The 25,963-nt window shown below is 50.9% G+C and carries 24 protein-coding genes; 15 read left to right on the top strand and 9 right to left on the bottom strand.

Annotated features, from left to right (window positions below; genetic code table 11):
- Positions 1-78: 78 nt before the first annotated feature.
- The 5 genes from ABIE29_RS11495 to ltnD all read right to left on the bottom strand — a co-directional run bounded on the left by ABIE29_RS11495 (position 79) and on the right by ltnD (position 5,152).
- Complete coding sequence (locus ABIE29_RS11495) at positions 79-1,449, bottom strand: GntP family transporter (protein WP_429618892.1); 1,371 nt, start codon at positions 1,447-1,449, stop codon at positions 79-81.
- Positions 1,450-1,560: 111 nt separating this feature from the next.
- Positions 1,561-2,337, bottom strand: a complete 777-nt coding sequence (locus tag ABIE29_RS11490; RefSeq protein WP_429618890.1) for an HPr family phosphocarrier protein — start codon at positions 2,335-2,337, stop codon at positions 1,561-1,563.
- 3 nt (positions 2,338-2,340) lie between these two features.
- On the bottom strand, positions 2,341-2,973 hold the full coding sequence (otnC, locus tag ABIE29_RS11485; protein WP_429619066.1) for a 3-oxo-tetronate 4-phosphate decarboxylase: 633 nt from the start codon (positions 2,971-2,973) through the stop codon (positions 2,341-2,343).
- A gap of 2 nt (positions 2,974-2,975) precedes the next feature.
- Positions 2,976-4,238: a 3-oxo-tetronate kinase gene (otnK, locus tag ABIE29_RS11480; RefSeq protein ID WP_429618889.1), complete on the bottom strand. Its 1,263-nt coding sequence runs from the start codon at positions 4,236-4,238 to the stop codon at positions 2,976-2,978.
- Positions 4,238-5,152, bottom strand: a complete 915-nt coding sequence (ltnD, locus tag ABIE29_RS11475; protein WP_429618888.1) for an L-threonate dehydrogenase — start codon at positions 5,150-5,152, stop codon at positions 4,238-4,240. The genes otnK and ltnD overlap by 1 nt, the downstream gene beginning before the upstream one ends.
- A 260-nt stretch (positions 5,153-5,412) precedes the next feature.
- Between ltnD and ygbI the strand changes: the two genes are divergently transcribed.
- From ygbI to ABIE29_RS11425, 10 genes are all read left to right on the top strand, one after another.
- Positions 5,413-6,177 (top strand): DNA-binding transcriptional repressor YgbI, encoded by a 765-nt coding sequence (gene ygbI, locus ABIE29_RS11470; protein ID WP_429618886.1) that lies wholly within the window; start codon positions 5,413-5,415, stop codon positions 6,175-6,177.
- Between the two features lie 722 nt (positions 6,178-6,899).
- Positions 6,900-7,688: a winged helix-turn-helix domain-containing protein gene (locus tag ABIE29_RS11465; RefSeq protein WP_429618884.1), complete on the top strand. Its 789-nt coding sequence runs from the start codon at positions 6,900-6,902 to the stop codon at positions 7,686-7,688.
- Positions 7,689-8,274: 586 nt separating this feature from the next.
- Positions 8,275-8,865, top strand: coding sequence for a common pilus major fimbrillin subunit EcpA (gene ecpA, locus ABIE29_RS11460; protein ID WP_429618883.1), 591 nt, complete (start codon positions 8,275-8,277; stop codon positions 8,863-8,865).
- Between the two features lie 77 nt (positions 8,866-8,942).
- Positions 8,943-9,611: a hypothetical protein gene (locus ABIE29_RS11455; protein ID WP_429618881.1), complete on the top strand. Its 669-nt coding sequence runs from the start codon at positions 8,943-8,945 to the stop codon at positions 9,609-9,611.
- Between the two features lie 115 nt (positions 9,612-9,726).
- Positions 9,727-12,210 carry a CS1-pili formation C-terminal domain-containing protein gene (locus tag ABIE29_RS11450; protein WP_429619065.1) on the top strand — a complete coding sequence of 828 codons (2,484 nt, stop codon included), beginning with the start codon at positions 9,727-9,729 and terminating at the stop codon, positions 12,208-12,210.
- Complete coding sequence (gene ecpD, locus ABIE29_RS11445) at positions 12,200-13,843, top strand: fimbrial adhesin EcpD (protein WP_429618879.1); 1,644 nt, start codon at positions 12,200-12,202, stop codon at positions 13,841-13,843. Before ABIE29_RS11450 ends, ecpD begins: the two co-directional genes overlap by 11 nt.
- A 33-nt stretch (positions 13,844-13,876) precedes the next feature.
- A complete protein-coding gene (locus ABIE29_RS11440; RefSeq protein ID WP_429619064.1) occupies positions 13,877-14,512 on the top strand; it encodes a hypothetical protein in 636 nt (211 codons plus the stop codon).
- Between the two features lie 160 nt (positions 14,513-14,672).
- Positions 14,673-15,338, top strand: coding sequence for a LuxR C-terminal-related transcriptional regulator (locus ABIE29_RS11435; RefSeq protein ID WP_429618878.1), 666 nt, complete (start codon positions 14,673-14,675; stop codon positions 15,336-15,338).
- A 414-nt stretch (positions 15,339-15,752) separates the two neighbouring features.
- A complete protein-coding gene (locus tag ABIE29_RS11430) occupies positions 15,753-16,250 on the top strand; it encodes a hypothetical protein (protein ID WP_429618876.1) in 498 nt (165 codons plus the stop codon).
- 51 nt (positions 16,251-16,301) lie between these two features.
- Positions 16,302-18,434 carry a fimbria/pilus outer membrane usher protein gene (locus ABIE29_RS11425; RefSeq protein ID WP_429618874.1) on the top strand — a complete coding sequence of 711 codons (2,133 nt, stop codon included), beginning with the start codon at positions 16,302-16,304 and terminating at the stop codon, positions 18,432-18,434.
- A gap of 74 nt (positions 18,435-18,508) precedes the next feature.
- Here the strand turns inward: ABIE29_RS11425 and ABIE29_RS11420 are convergent, their stop codons facing one another.
- Together ABIE29_RS11420 and ABIE29_RS11415 are read right to left on the bottom strand one after the other, a co-directional pair.
- Positions 18,509-19,975: an ATP-binding protein gene (locus ABIE29_RS11420; protein WP_429619063.1), complete on the bottom strand. Its 1,467-nt coding sequence runs from the start codon at positions 19,973-19,975 to the stop codon at positions 18,509-18,511.
- 3 nt (positions 19,976-19,978) lie between these two features.
- Positions 19,979-20,692 carry a winged helix-turn-helix domain-containing protein gene (locus tag ABIE29_RS11415; protein ID WP_429618872.1) on the bottom strand — a complete coding sequence of 238 codons (714 nt, stop codon included), beginning with the start codon at positions 20,690-20,692 and terminating at the stop codon, positions 19,979-19,981.
- A 150-nt stretch (positions 20,693-20,842) separates the two neighbouring features.
- Between ABIE29_RS11415 and ABIE29_RS11410 the strand changes: the two genes are divergently transcribed.
- The 3 genes from ABIE29_RS11410 to ABIE29_RS11400 are packed head-to-tail and all read left to right on the top strand — an operon-like array spanning position 20,843 to position 22,591.
- Entirely contained in the window at positions 20,843-21,442 is a 600-nt protein-coding gene (locus ABIE29_RS11410) for a cytochrome b/b6 domain-containing protein (protein ID WP_429618871.1), read from the top strand.
- A gap of 10 nt (positions 21,443-21,452) precedes the next feature.
- Complete coding sequence (locus ABIE29_RS11405) at positions 21,453-22,241, top strand: molybdopterin-dependent oxidoreductase (protein ID WP_429618870.1); 789 nt, start codon at positions 21,453-21,455, stop codon at positions 22,239-22,241.
- 59 nt (positions 22,242-22,300) lie between these two features.
- Positions 22,301-22,591, top strand: a complete 291-nt coding sequence (locus tag ABIE29_RS11400) for a pentapeptide MXKDX repeat protein (protein WP_429618868.1) — start codon at positions 22,301-22,303, stop codon at positions 22,589-22,591.
- 89 nt (positions 22,592-22,680) lie between these two features.
- Here ABIE29_RS11400 and ABIE29_RS11395 read toward each other — a convergent pair whose 3' ends face one another.
- Together ABIE29_RS11395 and ABIE29_RS11390 are read right to left on the bottom strand one after the other, a co-directional pair.
- On the bottom strand, positions 22,681-23,271 hold the full coding sequence (locus tag ABIE29_RS11395) for a helix-turn-helix transcriptional regulator (RefSeq protein ID WP_429618867.1): 591 nt from the start codon (positions 23,269-23,271) through the stop codon (positions 22,681-22,683).
- Between the two features lie 21 nt (positions 23,272-23,292).
- Positions 23,293-24,009, bottom strand: a complete 717-nt coding sequence (locus ABIE29_RS11390) for an EAL domain-containing protein (RefSeq protein WP_429618866.1) — start codon at positions 24,007-24,009, stop codon at positions 23,293-23,295.
- A 471-nt stretch (positions 24,010-24,480) separates the two neighbouring features.
- Here ABIE29_RS11390 and ABIE29_RS11385 point away from each other — a divergent pair, with 471 nt between their 5' ends.
- On the top strand, positions 24,481-25,038 hold the full coding sequence (locus ABIE29_RS11385; protein WP_037412058.1) for a fimbrial protein: 558 nt from the start codon (positions 24,481-24,483) through the stop codon (positions 25,036-25,038).
- A 169-nt stretch (positions 25,039-25,207) separates the two neighbouring features.
- Positions 25,208-25,939, top strand: a complete 732-nt coding sequence (locus tag ABIE29_RS11380) for a fimbrial biogenesis chaperone (RefSeq protein WP_429618865.1) — start codon at positions 25,208-25,210, stop codon at positions 25,937-25,939.
- Positions 25,940-25,963 lie beyond the last annotated feature (24 nt).

The raw sequence follows: 25,963 nt of genomic DNA, 5'->3' as shown, positions 1-25,963 counted from the left end.
GAAAAGGCGCTGCCGGAGCAACGCCTCAAAAGATAACCACTGTAGCCGAACTGCTTTGGCTCTAGCAATACCGGCCAATTAAACCGCTAGCCACAGTAACCAGGTAAACGCAAAACCACTGAGGCCAAGCAGGGTGGTTAATACCGTCCAGGTTTTCAGACCATCGGCCACTGACAGGCCAAGGTATTTGGTGACGATCCAGAAGCCGGAGTCGTTAACGTGGGATAACCCCAGGCCGCCAAAGCAGGTGGCGAGCGTGACTAACACCAGTTGCAGCGGGTTAAGCCCGATAACCGCTTCAGACAGCAACCCGCCGGTCGTCAGGATGGCAACGGTAGCCGACCCCTGCGAGGCACGCAGTGCCAGCGAGATGATAAATGCCGCCGGGATCAATGGCAGACCAATGGTGGTCAGCACATCTGCCAGCGCTTTACCCACGCCAGACTCAACCAGTACCTTGCCAAACACCCCGCCTGCACCGGTAACCATGATGACCACTGCCGCTGTCGGTAATGCCCCTCCCATCACATCGCTGGTGTGTTGCAGACTCCAGCCACGACGGATTGCCAGCAGATAGAAGGCCAACGCCAGGGCGATCATTAACGCTACGCCCGGTGAGCCGATTAATGATAAGGCATCACGCAGCGCTGAACCTGGTGGCAGCAAGGTGGCAGAAACGGTGCCCAGCATAATGATGGCGATAGGAATAACGATCAGCGCGGTAATCAACCCGGCACTCGGAGGATTGATTCGATCGCTGAGTGGGGCTTTGCCCTCAGGTGCTGGCTCAGGGGCTGCCAGTTGCAGCTGTTCCAACACCTCAATGGAGAGGGGGTAGGCTTTACGGTTGAGATATTTTGCCGCGAAGTAACCGATAACGCCCACCGGGATACAGATGACCAGGCCGATAATGGTCAGCCAACCGATATCGGCATTCAACAGCCCCGCAGCCGCGACCGGGCCTGGGTGTGGTGGCAGAGCTACGTGGACCGTCAGCATCACGCCGGCCATCGGCAAGCCAAACTTCAACGGTGAGACTTTTGCCACTTTGGCAAAGCCATAGATGATCGGCGCCAGGATGATAAAGCCGACGTCGAAAAACACCGGAATGCCCAAGACGAATGCGGCACTGGTTAGCGCAGCAATGGTGCGCTTTGGCCCCAGCGCTTTGCTGAAACGCTGCGCCAGAGATTCAGCGCCGCCCGAATGTTCGATCATTCTACCCAGCATGGCACCCAGGCCGATGATAATGGTCACCGAGCCGAGTACACCGCCCATACCGGCGGTCATCACTTTCATGACTTCGCCGGTTGGGATCCCGCTGGCAAGTGCGACTAGTAGACTAACGACCAATAGGGCGACAAACGGCTGAACCTTCGCCTTGATGACCATCAATAGCAGCAGTACGACACCCAGTACGGCAATGATCAGTAGCATAGTTGGAGACATAGCATAGCCTTTAATTCAGGTAAGAGTCCGGCACCGCGATCGCCCTGGGGCGATACGGGTGCGTTTATTTTTTATATTATTGAAACTGGTGTTGGCGCTACGAGTTCTTGATTACAGGTAAGGTTTCACCCAACCCAGACCCGCTGTCGTTTCTCCACGAGGTTTATATTCACAACCGATCCAGCCTTGGTAGCCCACCTTGTCCAGTTGGGCGAATAGCCAGGGATAATTCAGTTCACCGTCATCGGGTTCATTACGATCTGGCACCGAGGCGATCTGGATATGGGCATAGCGCCCGGCCAGCGACGCGATCAGATTGCCGATATTGCCGTCCACCAACTGCGCGTGGAAGAAGTCGAACTGAATAAACACGTTCGGGCGATCGATGGTGGCCACCAGCTCCGCCGCCTGATGCTGGCTGGAGAACAGGTAGTTAGGCTTGATCGGTGGGCTGAGCGCTTCGATCAGCACCTTGATGCCGTGAGGGACAAAGGCGTCGGCGGCGTAACGGATATTGCTGATAAAGGTTTCCCGATAGCGGGCAATATCTTCCCCTGGTGGCACTACGCCAGCCATCACGTGAACGCTAGGGCACTTAAGGGCGATGGCATATTCCAGCGCGCGATCGATATCCGCACGGGCATCCTGCTCGCGGCCCGGCAACGCCGCCAGCCCCCATTCGCCTGCGCCCACATCGCCCGGCGCGGTGTTGAACAGCACCTGCTGTAAACCATTCTGTTGCAGTTTCTCCGCCAGGAGATCGGCGGGATAATCATAAGGGAACAGGAACTCTACCGCTTTAAATCCGGCCGCTGCAGCGGCATCAAAACGATCCAGAAACGAGTGCTCGGTAAACATCATCGATAAATTGGCAGCAAATTTTGGCATGGTTCAGCTCCGTAACTCGGCAATCTCATCATCGGTTAAATAGCGAATTGGGCGGTTGCCGAGGGTGAAAATCAGCTTGGCCGCATCTTCCATTTCTTCGGTATTGTTCGCGGCTTCCCGCAGGCTCTCGCCGGTGACCACGGGGCCGTGGTTCGCCAACAGGAAAGCCTTGTAGCTTGGGGCCAGCCTGCCCAGATCTTCCGCCAGCCGCAGATCGCCGGGGCGGTAGTAAGGCACCACCGGCACCTGGCCGACGCGCATCACCACATAAGGGGTGAACGGCCTGATGGCGTTTGCCGTATCCAGCCCTTGCAGGCAGGAAAGCGCGGTCAGATAGGTGCAATGCAGATGTACCACCGCCTTGCACGCCGGGTTGTTCTGGTACAGCGCGCGGTGAAAGCTGATCTCTTTCGAGGGTTTGTCGCCGGAGATCCATTCACCGCTCAGGCTGACTTTCGACAGTTTGTCTGCCTGCAATTCCCCGAGGCAAGATCCGGTGGGGGTGGCCAGCAGGTTTCCGTCTGGCAACAACAGCGAAAGGTTGCCTGCTGAACCGGTAGCGTAACCGCGCTGGAAGAACGAAGCTCCCAGGCGCACTATTTCTTCCCTTGCCAGCCGTTCAGCGTCAACGGTCATCGTCATAGTGGAAACTCCGTTTGTGCTCTGGCGAAAAAGTTTTCATCGCCGAAATTGCCCGATTTCAGGGCCAGTGATACGGGTTGTTCAATGGCGCGTACCCAAGGCACGCCTGGAGAAATGCAAGGGCCGATATGGAAGCCACGGATCCCCAACGCCTGGGTGACCACGCCAGAGGTTTCACCACCGGCAACGATAAAGCGGCTGAAACCCTGTTGTTGCAGGCGTTTAACCACCTCGGCAAACAGCGCTTCTACCGCCTGGCTGGCGGCTTCGGTGCCGTATTGCTGCTGAGTTTGTTGCAGTTGTTCTGGCTCGGCGGTGGCGTACAGCAGCGGTGCCAGTGGCTGTGCGGCCTGTTGTTCAATCCAGGCGCTTAGCTCGGCAGCGTAAGCGGTGCGATCGCCTGCGGTGATGCAGCGCGAGACATCAATACTCTGTGCCGGAGCCTGTTGGCGATAGCGTGCTACCTGCTTGTTGGTCATGGTGGAGCAGGAGCCGGAAAGTACCACGGCTTTCTGCCCCTGCGGCGCTCCGGCGGATTGGGCCTTTTCCTGACCCGGCTGCGCCCATTGGCGGGCAATGCCGATCGCCAACCCTGAACCGCCGGTAACCAACTTCATGGTTTTCAGCGCTTCGCCCTGCGTCAGTAGATGCTGTTCGTTCAGGGTATCCAATACCGCGTAGCGCACGCCCAGCTGTGCCAACTGTTGCAATTTGTCCTGCACCGCACCGGCTCCACGATCCATCTCTGCCGCGTTGACCAGCCCGCAGCGCCCGCTGGCCTGAGCCTCCATCAGCCGCATCAGATTACTGTCGGTCATTGGCGTCACTGGATGGTTGCGCATACCGGATTCCGACAGCAACTGGTCCATGACGAACAGGTAGCCTTGATACACCGTACGGCCATTCACCGGCAGCGCAGGGGAAATTACCGTTTGCTGTTCGCCAAGTGCGTCGAGCAAAGCATCGGTTACCGGCCCGATATTGCCTTGTGCGGTGCTGTCGAAGGTGGAGCAATATTTAAAGTAGAACTGGCGGCAACCCTGGCGCTGTAACCAGGCTAAAGCCTGCAACGACTGCTCGACCGCCTGGTCAACCGGGCAAGAGCGCGATTTCAGGCTGATCACCACTGCCTGCGAGTCGACAGGGGTATCATCCTGCGGCACGCCATTGAGCTGGACCGTAGGCAAACCGTTTTCCACCAGGAAGCTGGCGATATCGGTAGCGCCGGTAAAGTCGTCTGCAATCACTCCGAGTAACATTATGAGTTCTCCTTATTCTTCGGCAGTTCGATCCCGGCGAAGATCTTGATCACTGCGCTGTCATCTTCCTTGCCGAAACCCGCATTGCTGGCGGAGGTGAACATGTTGAGCGCCGTGGAGGCCAATGGCAGCGGGAAGTGCAGCGCTTTGGCGGTATCGGCCACCAGTCCCAGATCCTTGACGAAGATATCTACTGCAGATTTTGGCGAGTAATCACCATCCACCACGTGGCGCATACGGTTCTCAAACATCCAGGAGTTACCTGCGGCGTTGGTGACCACATCGTACATTACGTCCAGCGGGATACCGGCGCGTGCGGCCAGCGCCATCGCTTCGGCACCGGCGGCAATATGTACGCCCGCCAATAATTGATGGATGATCTTGACCGTCGCACCTAGGCCGATCTCGTCGCCGATGCGGTACACTTTCCCGGCTACGGCATCCAGCACCGGTTGCAACTGAGCAAAGGTGCTCTCACTGCCCGAGGCCATCACGGTCATTTGGCCAGCCGCTGCCTTGGCTGCACCGCCGGAAACCGGGGCATCCAGCATCGGCAGGTTATACGTCAACAGTTTCTGTTCGATCTCTTTGGCATCCGCAGCCGCAATGGTGGAGGACACCATCACCGGCGTATTCGGTTTCAACTGTGCCGCCAGACCGTTATCCCCGAACAGGATCTGTTTCACCTGGTTGGCGTTGACCACCAGCAGCAGCACCGCATCCAGTTCGCCAGCAAAGCCTGCGGCACTGGTGGCGGCCTGTTTGGCACCGGCCTGCTGTAGCGCCGCCAATGCCTGTGGGTTGAGATCGACGCCATAGGTGGTCAGCCCGGCATTGATGCAGGATGTTGCCGCACCCATGCCCATAGAGCCCAAACCGACGATACAAACCGCGTAGTTTCCTGGTTGTGCCATAATGCACCTCTGTTAATTTTAGTGATTATTTGTTTTGATGTGTTAAATGTAAGCGTTATCGGCGCGGATATCGGTGATCGTCTTCACAATTATTAACAATGAAACGTACGGTAGAAAAAACGGTTACTCTTGCTAACACAATGCTTTTAAATGTTTTTTATGATTATGACCGGCTTCACAGCCTGAAAAGCTTTACTACCGTCGCACGAAAATTGACGTAAAATCACAATTATTATCATCGTAGTCACAGAGGGGGAACCGTGATACCTGTTGAACGCCACCAAAAAATTTTGGCGCTGGTGTCCGAGCGCGGCGCAGTCAGCATAGCTGAACTGACCGAAAGGCTGGGGGTCTCGCACATGACCATCCGGCGCGATCTGCAAAAACTGGAAGAGCAGGGCAGCGTACTGGCCGTTTCCGGTGGCGTGCAGTCGGCCGAACGGGTGGCGATTGAGCCTTCGCATCAGGATAAGGAAGGGATGTTCAGCCAGCAGAAAGCCGCCATTGGGCAACTGGCCGCGCGGCAGATCCCGGCCAACAGCTGCATCTATCTGGACGCAGGCACCACCACGTTGGCTCTGGCTCGCCAGCTCGGCGAGCGTGACGATATCACCGTGGTGACCAACGATTTTGTTATCGCCGCCTATCTGCTCGAACATAGCCAGTGCAAGCTGATCCACACTGGCGGTACGGTATGCCGGGAAAACCGTTCCTGCGTGGGGGCCGCTGCGGCGGAGGCTTTACGTAATCTGTTTATCGATCTGGCGTTTATCTCTGCTTCTTCATGGAGTATGCGTGGCTTGTCTACCCCGAACGAGGATAAGGTGGTGGTGAAAAACGCCATCGTTGAGGCCAGCCGCCGCTGCATTTTGCTGAGTGATACTTCCAAATATGGCAAGGTAGCCACCTATCTGGCGTTGCCGATTTCGGTCTTTGAGATGATCATCACCGACGACCACCTGCCGGAAGCGGCGCGTGAGGCGATTATGCAGGCAAATATTACGTTGCTTACTGCGGTGCAGTGACCTTCAATCCCGCTAATCTGATAAACACCGGGGCGGTTATCGCTGCCCCAAGATCGTGGCCACAGACTCCACAGCAGATAATACCAGGCATTGAGCCACAATAATTCCATCACGTCCAGGTGCCAACCGGTGGCACCGTCAGCCTGCTACCACATAATATTTACCTATAAAAAGTTAATGAGTTATTTTTAAGGATTAACCTCAATGGGGGTTGGCGTACATCCTAACTAGTATGGGTAATACCAGGTCATATCGCTATGTAAAGTCAGTGTCATGCTAAGGCGGTTATCTGGCAGTGTGACAGGTTAAATCCATTGATTTAAATGATGAAGATTATCAACGCAAGCCGAAAATACCTGCATTACCAGTCATGTAAGCTTTTGGTGAGGATTAAATCTGCGATATTTTTACATTAAAACAGGATCTGCAAGATGTTTTTGTGGTGTTTTTCTCTTAAAATTAATTTTTATCAACATAAAAATCTAACCTTGTGAAATTTAACGAATCAATATATCAATAATCAGCGTGTTTCGATAATCTTTGTTTTGGTCATGAGAAAATTCTTATTCCAGGGAGAAGGAAAAATGCCACAGTTAATGACAATTACCCGCGGTCTATTTGCTAGCGATAAAAACGTTCACGAAGGCTTTTTTTTAATTAAATGATTTTATTAACGATTAATGCCTGGGCTGTCTGTTTTTATAGTGAAAGTCGTGAATATAATGAAATATAAATTTAATGACCGTATTATCTTCGATGTCGATAGCGGAACGCTGAGTTTGAGCGATCTGTTTGACGATACTGTCACCATCTCTAACCCAGCCAAGCGTTTGCTCCAGTTACTGATTGTCCACCAGGGCGATGCCGTGAGCCGTGAAGTGATCTTCAAAAAGGTGTGGGATGATTATGGGATGATTTCCAGCAACAATAATCTTAACCAGTGCGTGAGCAAGTTACGTCGGGTGATCAAAGCGCTGGGAATTGATGAGGAGGTGATCGTCACGGTTCCCAAGGTGGGTTTTATGCTGCACAGCGAAATCCAGGTCGTGTCTTGTGAGGATAAAAAGGATACGCCGATCCTTGATGCCGAACCACCTGCATCAACCGCTGAACCTGTACCCGTGGTGGCCGGAAAAATGTTCTCCCGCGCTACCTTTCGCTATGGTTGGGGGATGGTGGGCTTTGTGTGTGTGGTGTTGGCCAGTATTGCGGCCTATATTTTCAATCCAAGCATCCGGCAAGAGAGCTATCTGGGCAAATCGGGTAACTGCGCGGTATTTATGTCGACCTCCACGGTTCGGGCAGATCCGGCCTTCAGCGATGATGTGTTGGCGCAGGTGGCAAGGCAAAAAATCCCATGCCAGCCGGATGAATACCTGTTGCTGGTGCGTGGCAATCATGTCAAGTCGTATATTTCTGGCATCTCACGGCTATTTTTTCTCCGCTGCAAGATTTTGCGTGAGCATAAGATTGAACTTTGCTCTGGCCTGGAAAGCGAATCCTCCCTTTAATTGAATGATGCTGATTGGCTGGCGGGATAGACGACCGACAGCCAGAGCATCGTGACTTTAGATTAAACTACTCCCCCCTTTAGTACGATCGTTGCAATGATTTATCCCCCTCATTATTCCGCCAGCTCACATTCAAACGGTTCGCAATGTATACCGCGGTTGCGCCTGTTTGGCTTAGAGGGTTTTTACACGATTTTTAAACCGCTCATGACCTGTATAGCCTGATTTTTTTACCTGAAAGGTCGCTGAATAACGGTAGTCATAAGGTGGTCGATGTTTGATCAAATTAATCTAGGATAATTCTGCTGCCCGCCCTGCATGGATGGGATTTTTATCCTTAATTGAGTATTAAAAAGATTAAGTGCAGGATTTAAATCTAAATATTTCACATTTAGCAGTTAATGATTATCTTGATATTTATTTGGGTTAAGATTTTTCTCGCCAGGTAGGACGAGAGGCATACTCACGTTGCTTATCAACACTTGGCGTTATCCCGCTAGCAACTGGCAATACCGGAGTGAGTGGAGATGACAAAGATCGGTACATTTAACGGACAATAGAAATCTATAACTTAGGGAGTTTTACCATGAAAAAGATCACACTTGCTCTGGCAATCGTTTCAGCATTCGCAGTAGTGGGCACCGCTCAGGCAGCAGACGTTACCGCACAAGCCTTGGCTACCTGGTCAGCTACTGCCAAGAAAGATACCACCAGCAAGTTGGTTGTGACGCCAATCGGCAGCCTGTCTTTCCAATATGCTGAAGGCATCAAAGGCTTCAACAGCCAGAAGGGTCTGTTCGACGTGACCATCGAGGGCGAAGGAACCGCCACCGATTTTAAACTGACCTCCAAGCTGGTGGCTAATACTCTGACTCAGCTCGACACCTCCGGTTCTACCCTGGAAGTGGGCGTTAACTTCAACGGCGCAGCAGTAGAGAAAACCGCTGAAACCACCATGATTGACGTTAATGGCGGTATTCTGGGTGGCAACCTGAGCGCACTGTCTGGCGCCTACGACAAAGCTGTTCGTACCAGTGCGCAAGACCAGTTCACCTTCAGCATCATTGGCGCAACTGCTGATGGCGCGACTGCGGTGACTGACTTCAGCACCCTGCCTGAAGGTATCTGGAGTGGCGACGTGAGCGTAGAGTTCAACGCTACCTGGACTACCGCATAATCGTTTCCCCAGAGTAACGCGTCTTAACAGGGGGGAAACCCCCTGTTTTTGTCAGCTAAAGAGTTTGGAATACCGCTATGAATCGTTTCTATTTTTCTATTCCCCTGTTGCTGTCCTTATGCCAAAGCGCATTAGCGCTGGATGTTGGCGCGGTCAGTTCCTTTATGCCAAGTAATAGCGCGACGCTAAGTAAAGAAATTAAAAATACGACGGATAGCGGCCGACTGGTGAATATCAAAATAGAAAGGATTTCCGACCCGACGGGATCCGGCGTGGTGATCCCGATGGCGATGAAAGACGAAATGCTTTTGTCACCGGCCAGCCTGATGATGCCCGCTAATGCCAGGGACGTGATCCGTTTTTATTATAAAGGGCCAGAAGATAATCAAGAACGCTATTACCGGATTGTCTGGTTCGATCAGGCATTAACGGATGCGGGGCAGAATACCGCCAAACGCAATGGCGTGGCCACCACCTCGGCGCGTATTGGCACTATTTTAGTGGTTACGCCACGCCAGGTTAATTTTAATCATCAGTTTGCCAATAACAAAGTCGCCAATACCGGCAATGCCACCTTCAAAATGGTGGCCTACGGCCCCTGCAAGAACAAGCAAGAAGGCAGTGACTGCAAAGAAAACTATTTCGTCATGCCAGGTAAAGATCGTGGCCTGTCCAAAGTGGATATCCTTGATAAGAAAAGCCACGTTGCGCTTTGGTATGGAGAGCAATTTATTCAAGTCAAATAACACCGAGCTGGGCTGCCACGGGATGTTGCAGTAAAGGGATGCATAATAGTTCAAGGAGTTAGACGTGAAACTAGCACTGGATAGTGCATTACTCAAGATATCAGTGGCGGTGGGGATGAGCGTAATCCCGGCAGTTATGCTCCCTGAGCAGTCCGCAGTGGCTGCCGGGTTAACCCAGATTGACGGTGTACTGATCCCTCAGACGTTCAGCATGGCACTGCGTGAGGGGATGAGCATCCCGTTATTGCTGCATTTTGAACAAAACAGCACCCTGAAAGACGATCAACGCATTGGGCGAGCATTGTTGGTGCTTGATAATAACCATCTGAAAATCGGCGAAATTACCCTGGAAGATAACGAGGGTGGCGCGCAGCTAACGGCCGCGATCGCCAAGCAGCTCAATGCGCTCAATGACGCCAACTTTGACGATAAGCAACGCATTGCGCTGTCGGATGATGCCTGGCTGGCGCTGGATTTCCGCCAGTTGAACCTGCAATTGGTGGTGAAGCAATCGGCCCTGGGGACGGTATTGCGTGAGCGCGCCAGCGATATTGGTGTGTCGAGTGTGGATGCGATAAGCAGTACGCTGACCTATAACCTGGGCGTTTACGACAATCGCACCAAAGCCAGTGAAGGTTTTACCTCCAGCTATTTATCGCTGAATAACGTCACTTCTCTGCGTGAACATCATGTGGAAGTGAACGGTTCTGTCTATGGGATTGGCAGCAGCAACCAGGATTCGACGCTGTATAAGGTGATGTATGAGCGTGACTTCGCTGGCCGACGCTTTGCCGCAGGCATGCTCGACAGCTGGAACCTGCAATCGCTGGGGCCAGTGACCACCATCAATTCGAGCAAAATCTACGGCATGTCCTATGGCAGCCGGGCCAATTCGACGGTGTTTGATAATACCCAGTCGTTAACGCCGATTGTCGCCTTCTTCCCCTCGGCGGGTGAGGTTCATCTGTCGCGTGATGGCCGCCTGCTCAGCGTACAGAATTTCGCCATGGGTAACCATGAAGTGGATACCGGCACGCTGCCTTTTGGTATTTACGATGTGCAGGTTGAGGTGGTCGTCAATGGTCAGGTGATCAACCGCCGTATGCAGCGGGTTAACAAACTTTATAGTCCGCTGCACGCCGCGGGTGCACCGATGTTCTGGCAGTATTGGGGCGGCATGGTGCGCATGGATGAGTGGCGTGGCGACAACGATCGCTACGCTGAGGCTAAAGATAGCTACCTGTTGGGGGCTTCTGCCTCTGGCTATCTGTCTCGTTTTAACTGGGCGCTGTCCGGTTATTCCCTGGACAGCACTTCAGTGGCGGAGGCCCGTTTAAGCATACCGATCATCGATGCTGTGCAGGTTAGCTCGCAGAGTATGGTGGCTACCGACCGATCCTGGACGTTGATCAACACCGTGAGCGCCACACTGCCCGGTGGTTTCAGTACGCTGTGGGCCAACGAAGAAAAAACGGTGATCGGCAACAAACTGCGCCAAAACGATGCCCATAACCGAGCTATTGGCGGTTCGCTGAACTTGGGGGCGATCGTGCCTCACCTCGGCACGCTTAGCGTCAGTTATAACGATGACCAGAAAAATAGCAGCCATTACTACAACGTGGATTACTACCAGAATCTGTTCACCGGCCGTTACGGCACGCTGGGCGTGCGTGCTGGGGTACAGCGCTACAATAATGGCCATTCCGGCGGCAATACCGGTAAGTACATTGCGCTCGATTTCTCCTTGCCGCTGGGCAACTGGTTCAGCGCCGGGGTTTCTAATCAGAATGGCTACACCACGGCCAATATTGCGGCACGTAAAGAGATCGCCGATGGACCGATCCGTACCGTAGGGGCAAACCTGTCGCGTGCTGTCTCAGGGGACACCAACGGGGATAACAGCTTTAACGGTGGTGCCTACGCGCGTTTTGACACCAAGTATTCTACCGGCACCGTCAACGTTAGCAGCTCCGCAGACGGCTACGTGAATACCAGCCTGACCGCGAACGGCAGCGTCGGTTGGCAGGGGCGTCACATCGCGGCAAGTGGGCGCAGTGAAGGCAACTCAGGGATCATTATCAATACCGGCCTGGAAAATGAAGGCATGCTGACCGCGCGCGTGGATGGCCGCGTCGTCAAGCTGACCGGCGACAAGAACTATCTGCCACTGTCGCCTTATGGTCAGTATGTGGTGGAGTTGATGAACAACAAAAACTCGGCGGAAAGCTTCGACATCGTCACCAACCGTAAGAGCAGCCTGACGTTGTACCCGGGCAACGTGGCGGTCATCGAACCGCAAATCAAACAGATGGTCACGGTATTTGGCCGCATCAAGGCCGAGGACGGCACGCTGCTGGCCAACGCCAATATCAATAACCATATCGGGCGTACCCGTACGGATGAAAAAGGGGAGTTCGTGATGGATGTGGATAAGAAATTCCCGGTGATCGATTTTACCTATCGTCACAATCAAAGCTGTGAGGTGGCGCTGGATTTGAGCAAGGCACAGGGTGCCATCTGGGTCGGCGACGTGGTTTGCCGCGGCTTGAAGTCCTACGCCAAAGTGGGCCAACCAGGAGATATGAGCAATGAAGGCTAATAGCATACGTTTGGCGTTGTTGGTCGGCGGCCTGCTGAGCATCGCCCCGGCGCAGGCGGTGAACCCGACCAACCTGGGAGATGCCGCAACGATGAAGTTTGTCTTTGTTGAGAACAACGCGGACGATAACTTCTTTGTGACCCCGGCAGGGGGGCTAGATCCGCGTATGACCGGTGCCAATAAATGGACCGGCCTGAAATATGGTGGTTCCGGCACTATTTATCAACAGAGCCTGGGCTATGTCGATAATGGCTATAACTATGGGCTGACGGCTAACAACCGCTTTGATATGTGGCTGGAAAATGCGCCTATTAAAAATCCGTTCCTTGGCCTGCGCTGCATTAACTGGTACGCCGGCTGCAATATGGATACCAGCCTGATCTTGCCAGAAACCACCGATGAGAAAGGGTTTTACGGTGCCGTTGTCACCTCCGGTGGGGCCAAATGGATGCATGGCATGATGTCACCGAGTTTTTATCAGTATCTGAAACAGATGGGAGCGGGCAATTCGTTCAGCATGCAGATCAACGGTTGTCAGACCAACGTTGTCTACAATGCCAGCAACGGTGAACGTTGCCAGGATCAGGCTCGTGGCACCTGGTATCGCCGTACCGTCACCCATAGCAAGGCGGCGCACCTGCGTTTTATCAATACCAATGCGGTGTCGGAAGTGTTCGTCAACAGCGATGGGATACCGATCATCGGTGAAGGCAATGCGGACTGCAAGAACCAAACCGTCGGTGCCCGCAGCGGTATCATGTGCAAGATGGTCAGCTATGACCTGCAAACGGATGGCAGCGTCAGTAACACCTCGATCCATATTTTCCCGTCGATTAACCATGCCGCGCTGGCATCGGCGGTTAATGCGGCCGATCTGCAATTCAGTTTGAATGGCAACAGTTGGAAAAATACCTCGGGTACCGGCAGTTACTATACGTTTAATGAGTTGAAGAGCAGTAATGCCGTTTACGTGTTTTTTGCCAGTAACTTCTTCAAACAGATGGTCAAACTGGGGATCACCGACGGTGGCACGCACGATCTGATTAACTTCCGTTTCCAGAACACCACTTCGCCGGAATCGGGTTGGTATGAGTTCTCGACCTCTAACCAGCTGATCATCAAGCCTCGTGATTTCAGTATCAGCATTATTTCCGAAGATTATGATAACAACCCGCATCGGGAAGGGTATGTTGGCCCCTCAGAGCCACCGTTGGAGTTTGGCTATATTGTTACCACCAGTGCCAAGACCAATGCCGATCAGGTCAGGGTGATGGCGAGTGGCCCAACGCAGTCACTGCGGGGGATCAACTATTGTATTTTCTCCTCGCCTGACAATACCACGCAAGTTCCATTTCCGGCCCAGCTCAGTATCACCACCAGCACGGGGACGGAGCAGGTGTTTGATGCCGGTTGTGACAGCCAGTGGCACGATATGACCAACGCCCTGTGGAGCAGCACGCCTTGGAATGATATTTCCGGCGACGTCGGGGTGATGAACAAAACCAAGGTCAAGTTCAGGATCCCGATGAACGCTCCGATCTCGTTGAGAACGGTGGAAGGTAATGCCTGGTATGGCGATGTGCATGCCGCCGGTGAAATACACGTTGAGGCAACCTGGCGCAATATCAATTAAGGGGATGATGTGAAAACTCTGCTGCTTTGGCTTATGTGCCTGCCCTTTACCGCTGGGGCGATCAACGTGGGTACCATGACGTTTGCAATGGATCAGGATCAGTCCTTTGTCGCCAAGCGGGTGCTGAACAATAACGCCAGCGCCCGGTTTTATCAGGTTGCCATTCGTGCCATCGATCGGCCAGGAGAGCAGGAGGTGCGTACTAGCCCGGCAGAGGGGGAATTGCTGTTTGCTCCCAAGCAACTGACGCTGCGGGCGGGGCAGGGGGAATATTACAAGTTCTATTACCATGGGCCGAAGGATAATAAAGAGCGTTATTATCGCGTCTCATTTCGCGAGGTACCGACTGACCTGCTGACCACCGGGCAGAGCAAGAAAGCCGGCGCCAACCTGGAGCCGATCGTAGTGATGGATACCATTCTGGTGGTCAGACCGCGCGTGACCCAGTTTGCCTACCAGCTCGACAAGCAGCACGGTACGCTCAAAAACACCGGTAATACCTTTTTTAAATTTCTGCTGAAACCGGGTTGTGATAGCACCGATGAACAGGGGATCACCGAGTATTTACGCCCGGGGGATACGCTGTCGCATCCGGGTATCAAACTGCAAGGCCAGAAGTTTATTATTTATAACGATAGGTTTATCAACGTGGATAAAAGTTGTCATTAGCCAAATAGCTGTGACTCACCTGCCACAGCTTATTAGGGTGTGGCGGTTTTAAAAACAGCCATTAGCCATATTGGATTTCATTGACCGTTCGGCAGGGAAGGCTGATTGGGGGTGTTTCTGGATTTTAAAAAATATAACATTTTCAATAGGATAATTAATTATGCATGCCTTTTATAACAAGAGTTATATTCTCTTTGATCCCCATCCTTTAGTGAATATCGGCCTGCAGGCATTGATTGACCCGAGCAATAAAAAAATCAGCCGTCTAAGTAGACTGAAAGATATTATCTCGTCACTCAATGATAATGAACAGCAAACGGTTATTATGGAGCTCTACCATCATACCGAAGACATTTATCAGGTAGTGCGATTCGTGTTGACCGCCGGTAAACTTTGGCCAAAGGCATCTTTGGTGGTTTTCACCGACCTTATCAACCCCGATATTTTGTCGCTGCTTGCCGCGCAAAACCACCTCTCATTAGTGGCCAAGCGCGATAATGTGAATTATTTGCTGGCAGCCATTTCGGCGGCCTACCCCACAACCAGTTATCGCAGCCCAGCGATGCGGCAGCTGCTGTTGCAGAGACAGCGGCCATTATCTGGTTGCGAATGGCGCATCCTGGGGTTGATGGTCGCCGGAGCCAATGCGCAGCATGCCGCTCAGGTTATCGGACGCAGTTATAAGACCGTCTGTACCCATAAGCTGAATATCATGCGCAAACTGGGGCTGAATCAGGTTGGCTTTATGCAGCTGGTGCTGGCGTTCAGAACCCGTTACTGGGATCAAACGGCCATTGCTGGAATGTATCCTGCACCACCTCACTAAGAGAGAAGGGTTCTTTCTGAGGTTACGCCAGCAGCGCCAGTTCAAACAATTCCTCTGTAGTTTGACTGATTTAAATAAGCTTGTTCTTTTTTTATTTTGAGTGAATTCTTAATTTTTTGGTTTTTATTACTGATGAATGGGTTTCACTTGTGAACGAAGTAGGTAGCTGTTTTGCATTACGATTGATCATAAAACAACCAGTCATGGATATTATTAATAGCGTGATAATACTATCATTTCTTATATTTATCTGAGAATTTACTGATTTAGATAAAGAATTAGTCATGAAATATCCTAAATTAAAATTTTATAGATGAATTTTCTTGTTTTAATAAACGCTATAAATTAAGGTCCTTCTGCCTTTAAAAGGCGCATTCATATTTTTTATTAATTATACTAGAAGGATCTATATAGATGAATAAAGGTAAAATTGGCCTTTTGATGCTCGGCGCCCTGATGTTCTCAGCGAATTCTTTTGCTGGTATCAGCAGTCAAGAGCAAAAGATGCGTAATGAAGTCACCAAGTGCCTCAGTGATATCCAGTCTTATGCCAATAATGAATCTGTTAATGGCAATAGAACGCCTCTTGACGTTATCTATGGTACACGCGGTGGCGCACATAAGTATTGTAGTTCAGTTGCTGTTAAAACCAGAAGTGCAATCACGGCAGGCTATAACCAGCAAGAGACCTGGGAAGCAGAGTGGCAGGATCTATTTGCAGAATATAGCGCCATTCCTAAGGCTGATGCCAACAAACCAAATACCATTAAATTGGTTAAAAAGCTTCGTGACCTTGCCGCAACCAATAAATTGGATGGGCGCCATGCTCAGTCCAAACTCTATGTTTATCGTGCTATGATGCGTGAACTGGATAAATTGGATGCGATTCTGCCTTCTGTCGAAGGTCAGTAAAACTGTTTAATTAAATAATAATGTACCGGCATATTTATATTATGACTGCCGGTGCATTTTTATAAATTCGATTACTTCCACCCGCGCAATATGAATAAAAGTTTATTCGTTTCTCCTATTCTATTAATGGCAGCCTGCTTTGCCAATGCAGGGGAGTATTTTTATATATCCCAAGGGGAGCGGGATATCGGTCATCTTGAATTGGAGGTGGCGGACGACGGTTTTCCGTGTTTTGATAGACAAAAGCTTATAGAATGGGAAATCCTCTCACAAGCAAACATGTCTGAGGTAAAAGAAACCGGCTGTATCAAAGTTAAAGATCTCTATCCATTAAATATTTCAGTCACCTTAATTGACAAGGTGAATTTTCTCATTTTTACATTCTTAGAGTCGACAGAGGTAAAGGTCGATCCTCGCCTGGCTATCGAGTATAGAGATGAGGGTATTCCAGCGATTCTGATAAACTATGATGTTAACTATAAAAAATATCAGGGAGAGCGTTATGTCAGGAGGAAAAGAAAAGATAACTTGGTCGTTGAGCTAGAGTCTGGCATCAACTATCAACACTGGCGATTAAGATCACGGCAGTTTCATGATAATGAGGATATGCCACAGAAACGGGTAAGGTTTTCCGATCTCTACGCTGAAAGAGACATCCCCGTGATAAACTCTCGTCTGCATTTTGGTGAGGGCTACAATAATACTTTCTATCTGGATCCTTTCCCCTATCGCGGGATAAAACTGTCCTCGGACGATAATATGTTTCCTTCGTCACAGGGGCCGGTGTTGCCATGGGTATATGGTGTGGCTACCAGTGATGCTGAAGTTGAGATTCGGCAGAACGGCAAACCGGTTTACCGCACGATGGTTCAAGCCGGGGATTTCGTGCTGAGAAATATCAAACTGTTTGACAAATCGGGTTCTATTACCATGACGGTAAGAGAAAGCGACGGTAGCATCGCTTATTATGACGTGCCCTGGAGTCGACTGGACAATATCCTTGATAAGAATATGTGGAAATATGATATCTCATTCGGCAATTTTATGAGTAGTGAGAGAATGGAAGAATCTAATCCCATTTTCTTTCAGGGGGGCGCTGGATATGGCCTCACGGCACAAAGCTCTTTATTTGGTGGCGCGTTGATATCGCCGAACTACTATAGCCATTCACTAGGTATTGGTCAACGACTCAATCAATACGGTGATGTCACCTTTAATCATCAGTACAGCAGTATAACATCAGCAGAGCAGGGAAAGGTAAATGGTGAGAAGCTGCGTTTACAATATGTGGCTAATTTCAACAAGGCGAATGCCAGCATCAGGTTAAATGGCGAGTATTATCTACAGCCCCACTTTAATGATTTCAATAATTACTCCTATAATGCTAAAACAGATTATTATTGCTGTGATTATTATAAAAAAGAATATGGATTTGATTTTTCGGTAAATGCATTGATCGGTACTTCACAAAGCTTGTCGTTAAATATTAACCAGGAAAAATACAAAGAAGATCAAGGCAAGCGGACGTTCTACTCGTTGAAGTATATGCAAAACACCGTCAACTTATCCTATGATCTTGATCTGTCATACTATCAATATCATACGCAAAAAAATGAAATACTCTTTGGTATTACGTTCAGGATACCCTTAAAGAGAATGGGGATTGATAACACCAGCCTGAGTCTGGGATACAGCTATAACCCCTATGATCACTATCAAACTGAGCTTGGCGTTAGTGGTAGGCATTTAAATAATAACCTTAACTACCGGGTGACTGGCCGCAGGGGCAAACAGAACAAGGCAAGTTATCAGGCGAATGCCAATTATCGTTATTCTGCTGGTGAATCGGCTATCAGATACCAGTCTGGAAGAAACTATGCGCTCTACTCGGCGAACAGCTCAGGTTCATTGGTTGCCCATCAGGCGGGGATCACGTTAGGACCAGCGTTAGGTGACACTAACGCATTGGTTTATAGCAAAAAGCATCCCAATGCGGCGATCCCTGAGCAGGTTGATGTGGTTACCGACAGTCGCGGTTATGCCATTATCCCCAATCTCATCCCCTATCAGGTCAACGTGGTCAATGATGAGATAGGCCAAGAGATAGAGTTTGGTGAGCCAGTAAATGAAGTCGTTAAGGTACCGACATTAGGGGCCTTATCCTATTATGAGTTGCTCAATTAAATCGCTGTGCCGAAGAGGTACAGGATGACGACAAGCCTTAAGCCCTTCCCTGGGGACCGGTTGTCGGCACTTAGTTAAAGTACCGACACGGAGAAACGAAAGCAGGCTCCAACATGCTGCTGATCCACTAACGTAATGTCACTGTCGTGTAACTGCAGAATGCGTTTGACAATCATCAGCCCCAAACCCCCCGCATGGCGGCGGGCATGGTTGAGAATTGACGGGCGGATAAACAGATCCGAGCGCAGCTCCAAGGGAATGCCAGGCCCACTGTCATTGACCTGAACCATCACCTTATTACCCTGCGGCCACAGGCGCACTTCGATCTCTCCACCGCTTGGCGTATGGCGGATCGCGTTATCCAGCAGGTTGGTCAGCACCCGTTCCATCATGCTCAGATCGGCAAACACCAGTGGGATCCCCGGCTGAATATCGGCAAGCAGGCGCTGTTGGCGAGCCTCGGCGGCCAGTTCGAACTTCTGGAACACGTCCTGCACCAACTCACTGAGGGAGAAGGGCTCTTTCTGAGGTTTCACTACGCCGTATTCCAGCCTTGCCAGCTCAAATAGCTCTTGCGCCAGCCGCCCGACTTTGCGGCTCTGCGCCAGGGCGATCTCCAGATAGCGTTGACGATCGGTGGGGGTCAGGCTGGCGGATTTCACCGACAGCGTTTCCAGATAACCATGCAGCGAGGTCAATGGAGTGCGCAGATCGTGAGAGATATTGGCGATAAACTCGCGCCGTTGCTGGTCCTGTTGCGACAGTGTTTGCCACTGCTCGGTAATGCGTTGCGCCATACGGCGGAATGCTTGTTGTAATTGGCTGACCTCATCACGGCTGTGACTCTCCGCAGGGGTATTGGCATAGGTTTGCAGTGCTGCGATGCCGTCGCTATCCAGCGCACTAACCTGCTGGGTCAGACGGCGGATCGGGCGTGTCACCCAGTGGAAGGCAAAGCCACCAGCCAGCAGCCCGAATAGCGCCACCAGCCCCATTGACCACAGCGCGGTATAAATGGCAGAGTTGATCTGGGCGCTATTGGCCAGCGCATCATAATCCTCCCCCAGCAGCACTACGTAGAGATAGCCTTCAATCTCACCATTTACCCGCAGCGGCGCGGCGCTGAAGACTTTTTGGTTATTGAGATTACGCGGGTCGTCACCATAGAGGGGCATTTCGGCCCCGTTCAGCAGTGTCTGTATCGGCAACAGATTGACCTTTTGGCGCTTCATGTGCCCGGCAGGTGCCGCGTTGCCGACGATATTGCCTTGTTTATCCAGCAGATAAACCTCAACGCTCGGATTAACCGCCATCAGTTTATCGAACAGGGTATGCACCGACCGATCGTTCCAACCCTGCGAACTCAATAGTGGGTTACTGGTGGCGATATGCTGCGCCAGATTGGTGGAAAGCCGTTGGATCACCGCCTGGCTATATTGTGTGCTACTGCGCACCTGTAACCAACCGGAGATCGAACAGCAGATGAGCAGCAGCAGGGCGAAAACCAGAGTCAGGCGTTGTGTCAGCGTGAGATTCTTCATCATTTACCCTTGCGGCGAAGCCGCGAATTTATAGCCCATGCCCCACACGGTAAGGATGTGCTCGGGTTCTGCCGGGTTGCGCTCAATCTTGATCCGTAGCCGGTTAATGTGGGTATTCACCGTGTGTTCATACCCTTCATGTTGATAGCCCCAGACCTGATTGAGCAGGCTGAGGCGGGAAAACACTTTGCCGGGGTGGCGGGCGAAAAAATACAGCAGGTCGAACTCGCGCGGTGTCAGTTCCACCGTTTGCTGGTTCAGAAAAACTTCGCGGGCGATGGGATCGATCACCAGCCCGTTCACGCTTAACGTTCCCGCTTCCATCCGGAGATTACGGGTCATCGCCTCTTGGCGGCGGAACAGGGCTTTAACGCGGGCGACCAGTTCCAGCATGGAAAAGGGTTTGGCCAAATAATCGTCTGCACCCAGTTCCAACCCCAGAACCCGGTGGACTTCACTAGAGCGGGCGCTGGTGATAATGATTGGCGTATAGCGCGTCATATTACGGGCGCGGCGGCAGATTTCCAGGCCGTCGATGCCCGGCAGCATGAGATCGAGGATCAGCGCGTCCCAACCCCCTTGTTCCAGCATTGCCATGCCCTGATTGCCATCGGCCGCGTGGCTGATGTCATAGCCTTCATCGCGCAGATGCAGTTGCAACAGTTCGGCGATATGGCCGTCGTCTTCGACGATCAAAATTCGTTTTGCCTTTTCCATTTTCTCTACCGCAGTTAACTGGCCTACCTGAAGTCTACACAACCCCCACCTTGGAAGTGATCACATTTTATTTAACTTTGCGTGAGGTCTTGGGGAACAAATCCGTTGAATACTGCTGGCAACGAACCCAGACGGGGCAGGAGAGAAGCGATGATCACGGCGAAACAGACCCTTATCCACCCGCTGTGGCTAAGGCTGACACATTGGCTGAACGCACTTGCCATGCTGATTATGGTCACCAGCGGTTGGCGCATTTATAACGCTTCCCCGTTGTTTAACTTCAGTTTTATCAACGAGCTGACGCTAGGCGGTTGGCTGGGGGGAGCGCTGCAATGGCATTTTGCTGGCATGTGGCTGTTTGGCATAAACGGCCTGTGCTATCTGCTGATCAATCTGTTCAGTGGCCGCTTTAAACGCCAATTCTGGCCGCTCAGCCCCAGGCAGTTTGTGGCCGATCTATGGGCCGCACTGCGCGGCAAGTTGTCACACGCCGATCTGCGCCACTACAACATGGTGCAGCGTGTGGCCTATCTGGTGGCCATCGTGGTCAGCGTCCTGATGGTGCTTTCCGGGCTGGTGCTGTGGAAGTCGGTGCAATTTCCTCTGTTACGTACCTTGCTTGGGGGTTACGACGCGGCTCGCTATGTGCACTTTTTTGCCATGACGGCGCTGGTTGGCTTTGTGGTGATCCATCTGGTGATGGTGGCCCTGGTGCCACGTACGTTGCTGGCCATGTTGCGTGGACGCTAAGGAGACACCGATGAAAATTGAAAAACCCCCTCTCAGCCTGAGCGAAGGCCAGGATATCGTTAAAGAGGCGCAACGCCTGTTAGCACGCCAGTTGGCATCGTCGTCGCGCCGCCGTTTTCTGCGCAACGGCTTGACCCTGGGGGGCGTGGCGATGCTGACCGGCTGCGATCTCAGCGATAACGCTCAGGTGGAGCAGGCTTTGAGCCGCATCTCACGCTTTAACGATCGGGTTCAGGGCTGGCTGTTCAACGCCAATCATCTGGCACCAGAGTATGCCGAATCGATGATCACTCGGCCATTCCCGTTCAATGCTTTCTATAGCGAGGATCAGGCGCCGGATATCAACGGCGATGACTATCGGCTGGAAGTGGCGGGATTGGTGCTGCACAAGCAGCCCTGGACGTTGGCACAATTGTATCAGATGACGCAAATCAGCCAGATCACACGGCATATCTGTGTGGAAGGCTGGAGCGCCATCGGCAAATGGGGTGGGGTGCCGTTTGCTACCTTCCTGAAAGCGATTGGCGCAGATCTTAACGCCCGCTATATCGGTTTTAAATGTGCCGATGACTATTACACCAGCATCGATATGGCCACGGCGTTGCATCCGCAAACGCTGATGGCGCTGACCTACGACGGGCAGATTTTGCCGCGTAAATACGGCTATCCGATGAAACTGCGGATGCCTACCAAGCTGGGTTACAAGAATCCCAAACATATTCAAGCGATCGAAGTCACCAACCACTTTCCTGGCGGTTATTGGGAAGACCAAGGCTACAACTGGTTTGGCGGTAGCTGATTACTGCCAGTGCAGTTTCATGGCACGACGTGTGCCGATAAACAAGAAAAGGAAATACCATGAAAAAGTTATTTGCCATGATGATGTGTAGCGCACTGATGCTGGGTATTACCGGAGCCAATGCGGCCGATAGCATGGGCAAGGACGCGATGAAAAAGGACGGTATGAGCCAGATGTCTCACGACGGGATGGCTAAGCAGGGCATGAAAAAGGAGTGTATGGATAAAGACTGCATGAAGAAGGACTCTATGGCCAAAGAGGGAATGAAGAAGGATCACATGGCCAAAGACAGCATGAAGAAAGACTCCATGGCTAAAGATGGCATGAAGAAGGACGCAATGAGTCAATAAAGATGTCCATCCGGCGCCGGTGAGCGCTAATTATTCTGTCTCTGCTATGGCAAGGGGCGCGCTCAATCGGCTGAGTCCGCCCCTTTTGCTCAATTGCCAGCGACGAAAATGGTGCTCATATTTCGCAGGCGCAACTTCTTTAATGCGCTGTATTTCTGTGAAAAAATAGTTTTCGGATGGGTGCCGCGCTTGGCCGCAATGTTCAGCAGGCTATCGCCGCGCAACAGGTTGAAGATCACATCGCTTTCTGCCGGGCTGAGTTCACGGGTTTTCTGCACCTTCAATTGTCCCGATTCTTCACTCGCCAACAGGTTTTCCACTTTTTCCTGCAAGAGATAAAGCGGTATGCGTGCCGATACCAGCTCCACCGAGATACCCAGGATCGCCAAAAGTTTGGCCACCCGCTCATCATCATAAAACACCAGAATACGCGTTGAGCTCATGTGTTGCTGATGCATAGACACCAGACTTTCGATCACGTTGACGCTTTGTTCCAGATTTTGCGAGGTGAAGATCAGCGCAATATCATGCTTGATAATTTTCTCCGCCTTCGCACCACTGTGCATAAAGTCCGAAAACAACTTGATATCGTACTTGCCATAATGCTTTTTCAACAGCATTGAAAGCCCGACATAGCTGTACTTACACTCACTAATCACCAGGACATTGTTTTTAGACATATTGGGGACACCCATAATGAGTTAAAAGTATTCAGCAGTAAGCAGCTGATTTAAATCTTTGATGTTGGATTCCTGCCACAGCTTCCCCTGCAGTGCATAATAGGGCATTTCGTCTAACCATTTTTTTTGTTCGCGCGTTTCAACCCCTTCGATAATCACCCGGTAATGATTCAGGTGAAAAAAACGCAACAAGGCGCGCATCAACCCCTCACCGCCGGACTTTTTCATAAAATCCCACAGCAGCTGTCGATCGAGTTTAACGAAACGGAAACGGCTGTTATACAAGGCGGAAAACCCGGCATAGCCAGAACCAAAATCATCGAGCCAAAATGAATAATTATTCAGAGAGGGATCGTTATGGACGCGGTTTTTTACCAACCTGCTGGAATTCTCGTTGATTTCGAAATGCAGGCAGTTCATTGCGCGGATTTTATCGGCTAATGCACCGTTTGCCAGTGCCTGTAGCGAATGATCGTCGACATTGATGGTGGCAATGATCTGGTGTTGCTGAAACCAGTCACGGTATTTTTCTATCAATTCAATTTGTTGATGCAGGATCTCTACACGGGTTTCCCTGTCGGCCTGCTGAAAAAATTGTTCAGGAGAGAAATGTGCAAATTCACTATCGAAAGCAAAGCGCGATAAACATTCAACGGCCAGCAACTGTCCCGATTTGGCGAACATGGGCTGAAAAACATAATTAATGCCGTTATTCTTATCGTTAAAAGAGCTGCGCATTCCTCAATCCTTTGATTGAAATTTATCTTTATGATTTTAAACAATAAACAAAGAAATAAATGGATGTTTATTGGTAATAATCTTATTAAAAAGAGAATCATCTTATTCGGTGGTAAATTCCTCTAAAAGATTGAAATTTCAGAGGGAACACGGTCGCTCTCAAGATGGCCGAACACGCAATAACAGAGTTATATACTGGTTTTTCGGCATTTCATTGAATTTTTTGACTGCTCATCTTGACGAATTAAGATTATTACGAACCTGGTAAATCGTCAACATCGATCGATAGGTATTTGTTGATAGTTTTTTCCTATCATGAGTGGCGTTATGAATGTTTTAAACGATTTATCAATAAGAATGATCTTGGTCTATATTTCGCCGAGAAATGGATTCATCGGGCTTCATTCCTGACAGGGAGTAGCATCGTTGAATATACTTAATGGCTGTATTAATTCACCGAGAGTCAAAAATATGAAAATCTCTAAGCTGTCTGCTGTATTAGCACTGACTGTATGCGCCACCGCCATTCCTTCACTTTCAGCACAGGCTGCCGATGGTACTATTACTTTTAACGGTAAAGTGACCGACCAGACCTGTACTATCAGCACCCCGGGCGGTAAAGATTTTACCGTTACTCTGCCGACCGTATCTTCTTCTACCCTGAATGCAGTTAGCGCTACTGCGGGCCGTACTCCATTCGCGATTAACCTGACCAAATGCTCTAAAGGCCAGGTAGCAACCTATTTCGAACCAGGTTCAACCGTTGATTTCAAAACGGGTCGTTTGAATAACCAAACCAAAACCAATGCTGCTACCAACGTGCAAATTCAGCTGTTGGGTAGCAACAACCAGTTCCTGCCAATTCTGGCTGCCACCAACAACGGCGCGCAGGCTAACTCCCAGTGGGTTACCGTTGCCAATGAAGGTGATTCAGCTGACCTGAACTACTATGCGGAATATTTCGCAACCGCAGCGGCGGGTGCTGGTGATGTGACCTCAAACGTACAATACACCATCATCTACCAATAAGTTATTACCCGTCCCTTTTCTAGTTAAATGTTGTTTCCTCCCTGTAACCTTTCGGGGCGAATAGCTTCGCCCTGATGGTCTCTAATTTCAGGGGGTGAACATCATCGGGTATTTATTCTGGCGGGTGGAAACGTTTCCCCCGCTGTATTTCTATAGTAGTGATATTAAAATGAAAACATCGTTTAAGAAATACAGCGTATTGCTGATGGCCGTGCTTTTCAGCAGCAGCGCTTTTGCCAGCGTTATTGTTAACGGCACACGCGTTATTTATCCGGCCAAACAGCGGGAAGTGACTGTCCAATTATCCAATAATGGGACCTCCCCGGCGCTGATCCAAGCCTGGATCGATGAGGGTAACGCGGAAACGACGCCAGAAAACAGCAAGGCTCCCTTTATTATTTCGCCTCCTATCAGCCGTATTGAGCCAAACGGCGGTCAGGCTCTGCGTGTTTCGCTGACCACTACGGCGTTGACGCAGGACAAAGAATCTCTGTTCTGGTTGAACGTGCTGGAAATTCCCCCTGCACCAACCGGAACAGCCACCGACACCACGCCAGAAAACTTCCTGCAGGTGGCATTCAGAACCCGTGTGAAAGTGTTCTATCGCCCGGAAGGTCTGAGCGGTGTAGCCAATGACGCGCCAGAAAAACTGCAATGGAGCTTCGTGGCGGGCGGCGTAAGTGTGAAAAATCCCACGCCGTTTTATGTTTCCTTCACCGAAATCAATGCCGTTGCCAACCGCAAGAAAGTCATGCTGGCACCGCATGGCGACATGCTGGCCCCTGGTCAGGAAAAAACGCTGGCCTTTTCCGGTGACAGTTCGCGGATTGCTGATATTGAGTACACCACCATCAATGATTTTGGTGGCCGGGTTAAACGCAGCAAAAATCAGCAAAAGTAACTCCTGGAAAGCCCCATGCCGCGA

It is taken from the genome of Serratia sp. 2723 (genome assembly GCF_050434425.1).
Lineage (GTDB): Bacteria > Pseudomonadota > Gammaproteobacteria > Enterobacterales > Enterobacteriaceae > Chania.
Note: the sequence above shows the minus strand (reverse complement) of the source record. Positions and strands in the feature narration are given on the sequence as shown.

What these genes read in the sequence shown, in the direction of transcription:
- ABIE29_RS11495 (WP_429618892.1), bottom strand. Translation starts at nt 1,449, where the DNA reads ATGTCTCCAACTATGCTACTGATCATTGCCGTACTGGGTGTCGTACTG.
- ABIE29_RS11490 (WP_429618890.1), bottom strand. Translation starts at nt 2,337, where the DNA reads ATGCCAAAATTTGCTGCCAATTTATCGATGATGTTTACCGAGCACTCG.
- otnC (WP_429619066.1), bottom strand. Translation starts at nt 2,973, where the DNA reads ATGACCGTTGACGCTGAACGGCTGGCAAGGGAAGAAATAGTGCGCCTG.
- otnK (WP_429618889.1), bottom strand. Translation starts at nt 4,238, where the DNA reads ATGTTACTCGGAGTGATTGCAGACGACTTTACCGGCGCTACCGATATC.
- ltnD (WP_429618888.1), bottom strand. Translation starts at nt 5,152, where the DNA reads ATGGCACAACCAGGAAACTACGCGGTTTGTATCGTCGGTTTGGGCTCT.
- ABIE29_RS11465 (WP_429618884.1), top strand. Translation starts at nt 6,900, where the DNA reads ATGAAATATAAATTTAATGACCGTATTATCTTCGATGTCGATAGCGGA.
- ecpA (WP_429618883.1), top strand. Translation starts at nt 8,275, where the DNA reads ATGAAAAAGATCACACTTGCTCTGGCAATCGTTTCAGCATTCGCAGTA.
- ABIE29_RS11455 (WP_429618881.1), top strand. Translation starts at nt 8,943, where the DNA reads ATGAATCGTTTCTATTTTTCTATTCCCCTGTTGCTGTCCTTATGCCAA.
- ABIE29_RS11450 (WP_429619065.1), top strand. Translation starts at nt 9,727, where the DNA reads ATGAGCGTAATCCCGGCAGTTATGCTCCCTGAGCAGTCCGCAGTGGCT.
- ecpD (WP_429618879.1), top strand. Translation starts at nt 12,200, where the DNA reads ATGAAGGCTAATAGCATACGTTTGGCGTTGTTGGTCGGCGGCCTGCTG.
- ABIE29_RS11440 (WP_429619064.1), top strand. Translation starts at nt 13,877, where the DNA reads ATGTGCCTGCCCTTTACCGCTGGGGCGATCAACGTGGGTACCATGACG.
- ABIE29_RS11435 (WP_429618878.1), top strand. Translation starts at nt 14,673, where the DNA reads ATGCATGCCTTTTATAACAAGAGTTATATTCTCTTTGATCCCCATCCT.
- ABIE29_RS11430 (WP_429618876.1), top strand. Translation starts at nt 15,753, where the DNA reads ATGAATAAAGGTAAAATTGGCCTTTTGATGCTCGGCGCCCTGATGTTC.
- ABIE29_RS11420 (WP_429619063.1), bottom strand. Translation starts at nt 19,975, where the DNA reads ATGAAGAATCTCACGCTGACACAACGCCTGACTCTGGTTTTCGCCCTG.
- ABIE29_RS11415 (WP_429618872.1), bottom strand. Translation starts at nt 20,692, where the DNA reads ATGGAAAAGGCAAAACGAATTTTGATCGTCGAAGACGACGGCCATATC.
- ABIE29_RS11410 (WP_429618871.1), top strand. Translation starts at nt 20,843, where the DNA reads ATGATCACGGCGAAACAGACCCTTATCCACCCGCTGTGGCTAAGGCTG.
- ABIE29_RS11405 (WP_429618870.1), top strand. Translation starts at nt 21,453, where the DNA reads ATGAAAATTGAAAAACCCCCTCTCAGCCTGAGCGAAGGCCAGGATATC.
- ABIE29_RS11400 (WP_429618868.1), top strand. Translation starts at nt 22,301, where the DNA reads ATGAAAAAGTTATTTGCCATGATGATGTGTAGCGCACTGATGCTGGGT.
- ABIE29_RS11395 (WP_429618867.1), bottom strand. Translation starts at nt 23,271, where the DNA reads ATGTCTAAAAACAATGTCCTGGTGATTAGTGAGTGTAAGTACAGCTAT.
- ABIE29_RS11390 (WP_429618866.1), bottom strand. Translation starts at nt 24,009, where the DNA reads ATGCGCAGCTCTTTTAACGATAAGAATAACGGCATTAATTATGTTTTT.
- ABIE29_RS11385 (WP_037412058.1), top strand. Translation starts at nt 24,481, where the DNA reads ATGAAAATCTCTAAGCTGTCTGCTGTATTAGCACTGACTGTATGCGCC.
- ABIE29_RS11380 (WP_429618865.1), top strand. Translation starts at nt 25,208, where the DNA reads ATGAAAACATCGTTTAAGAAATACAGCGTATTGCTGATGGCCGTGCTT.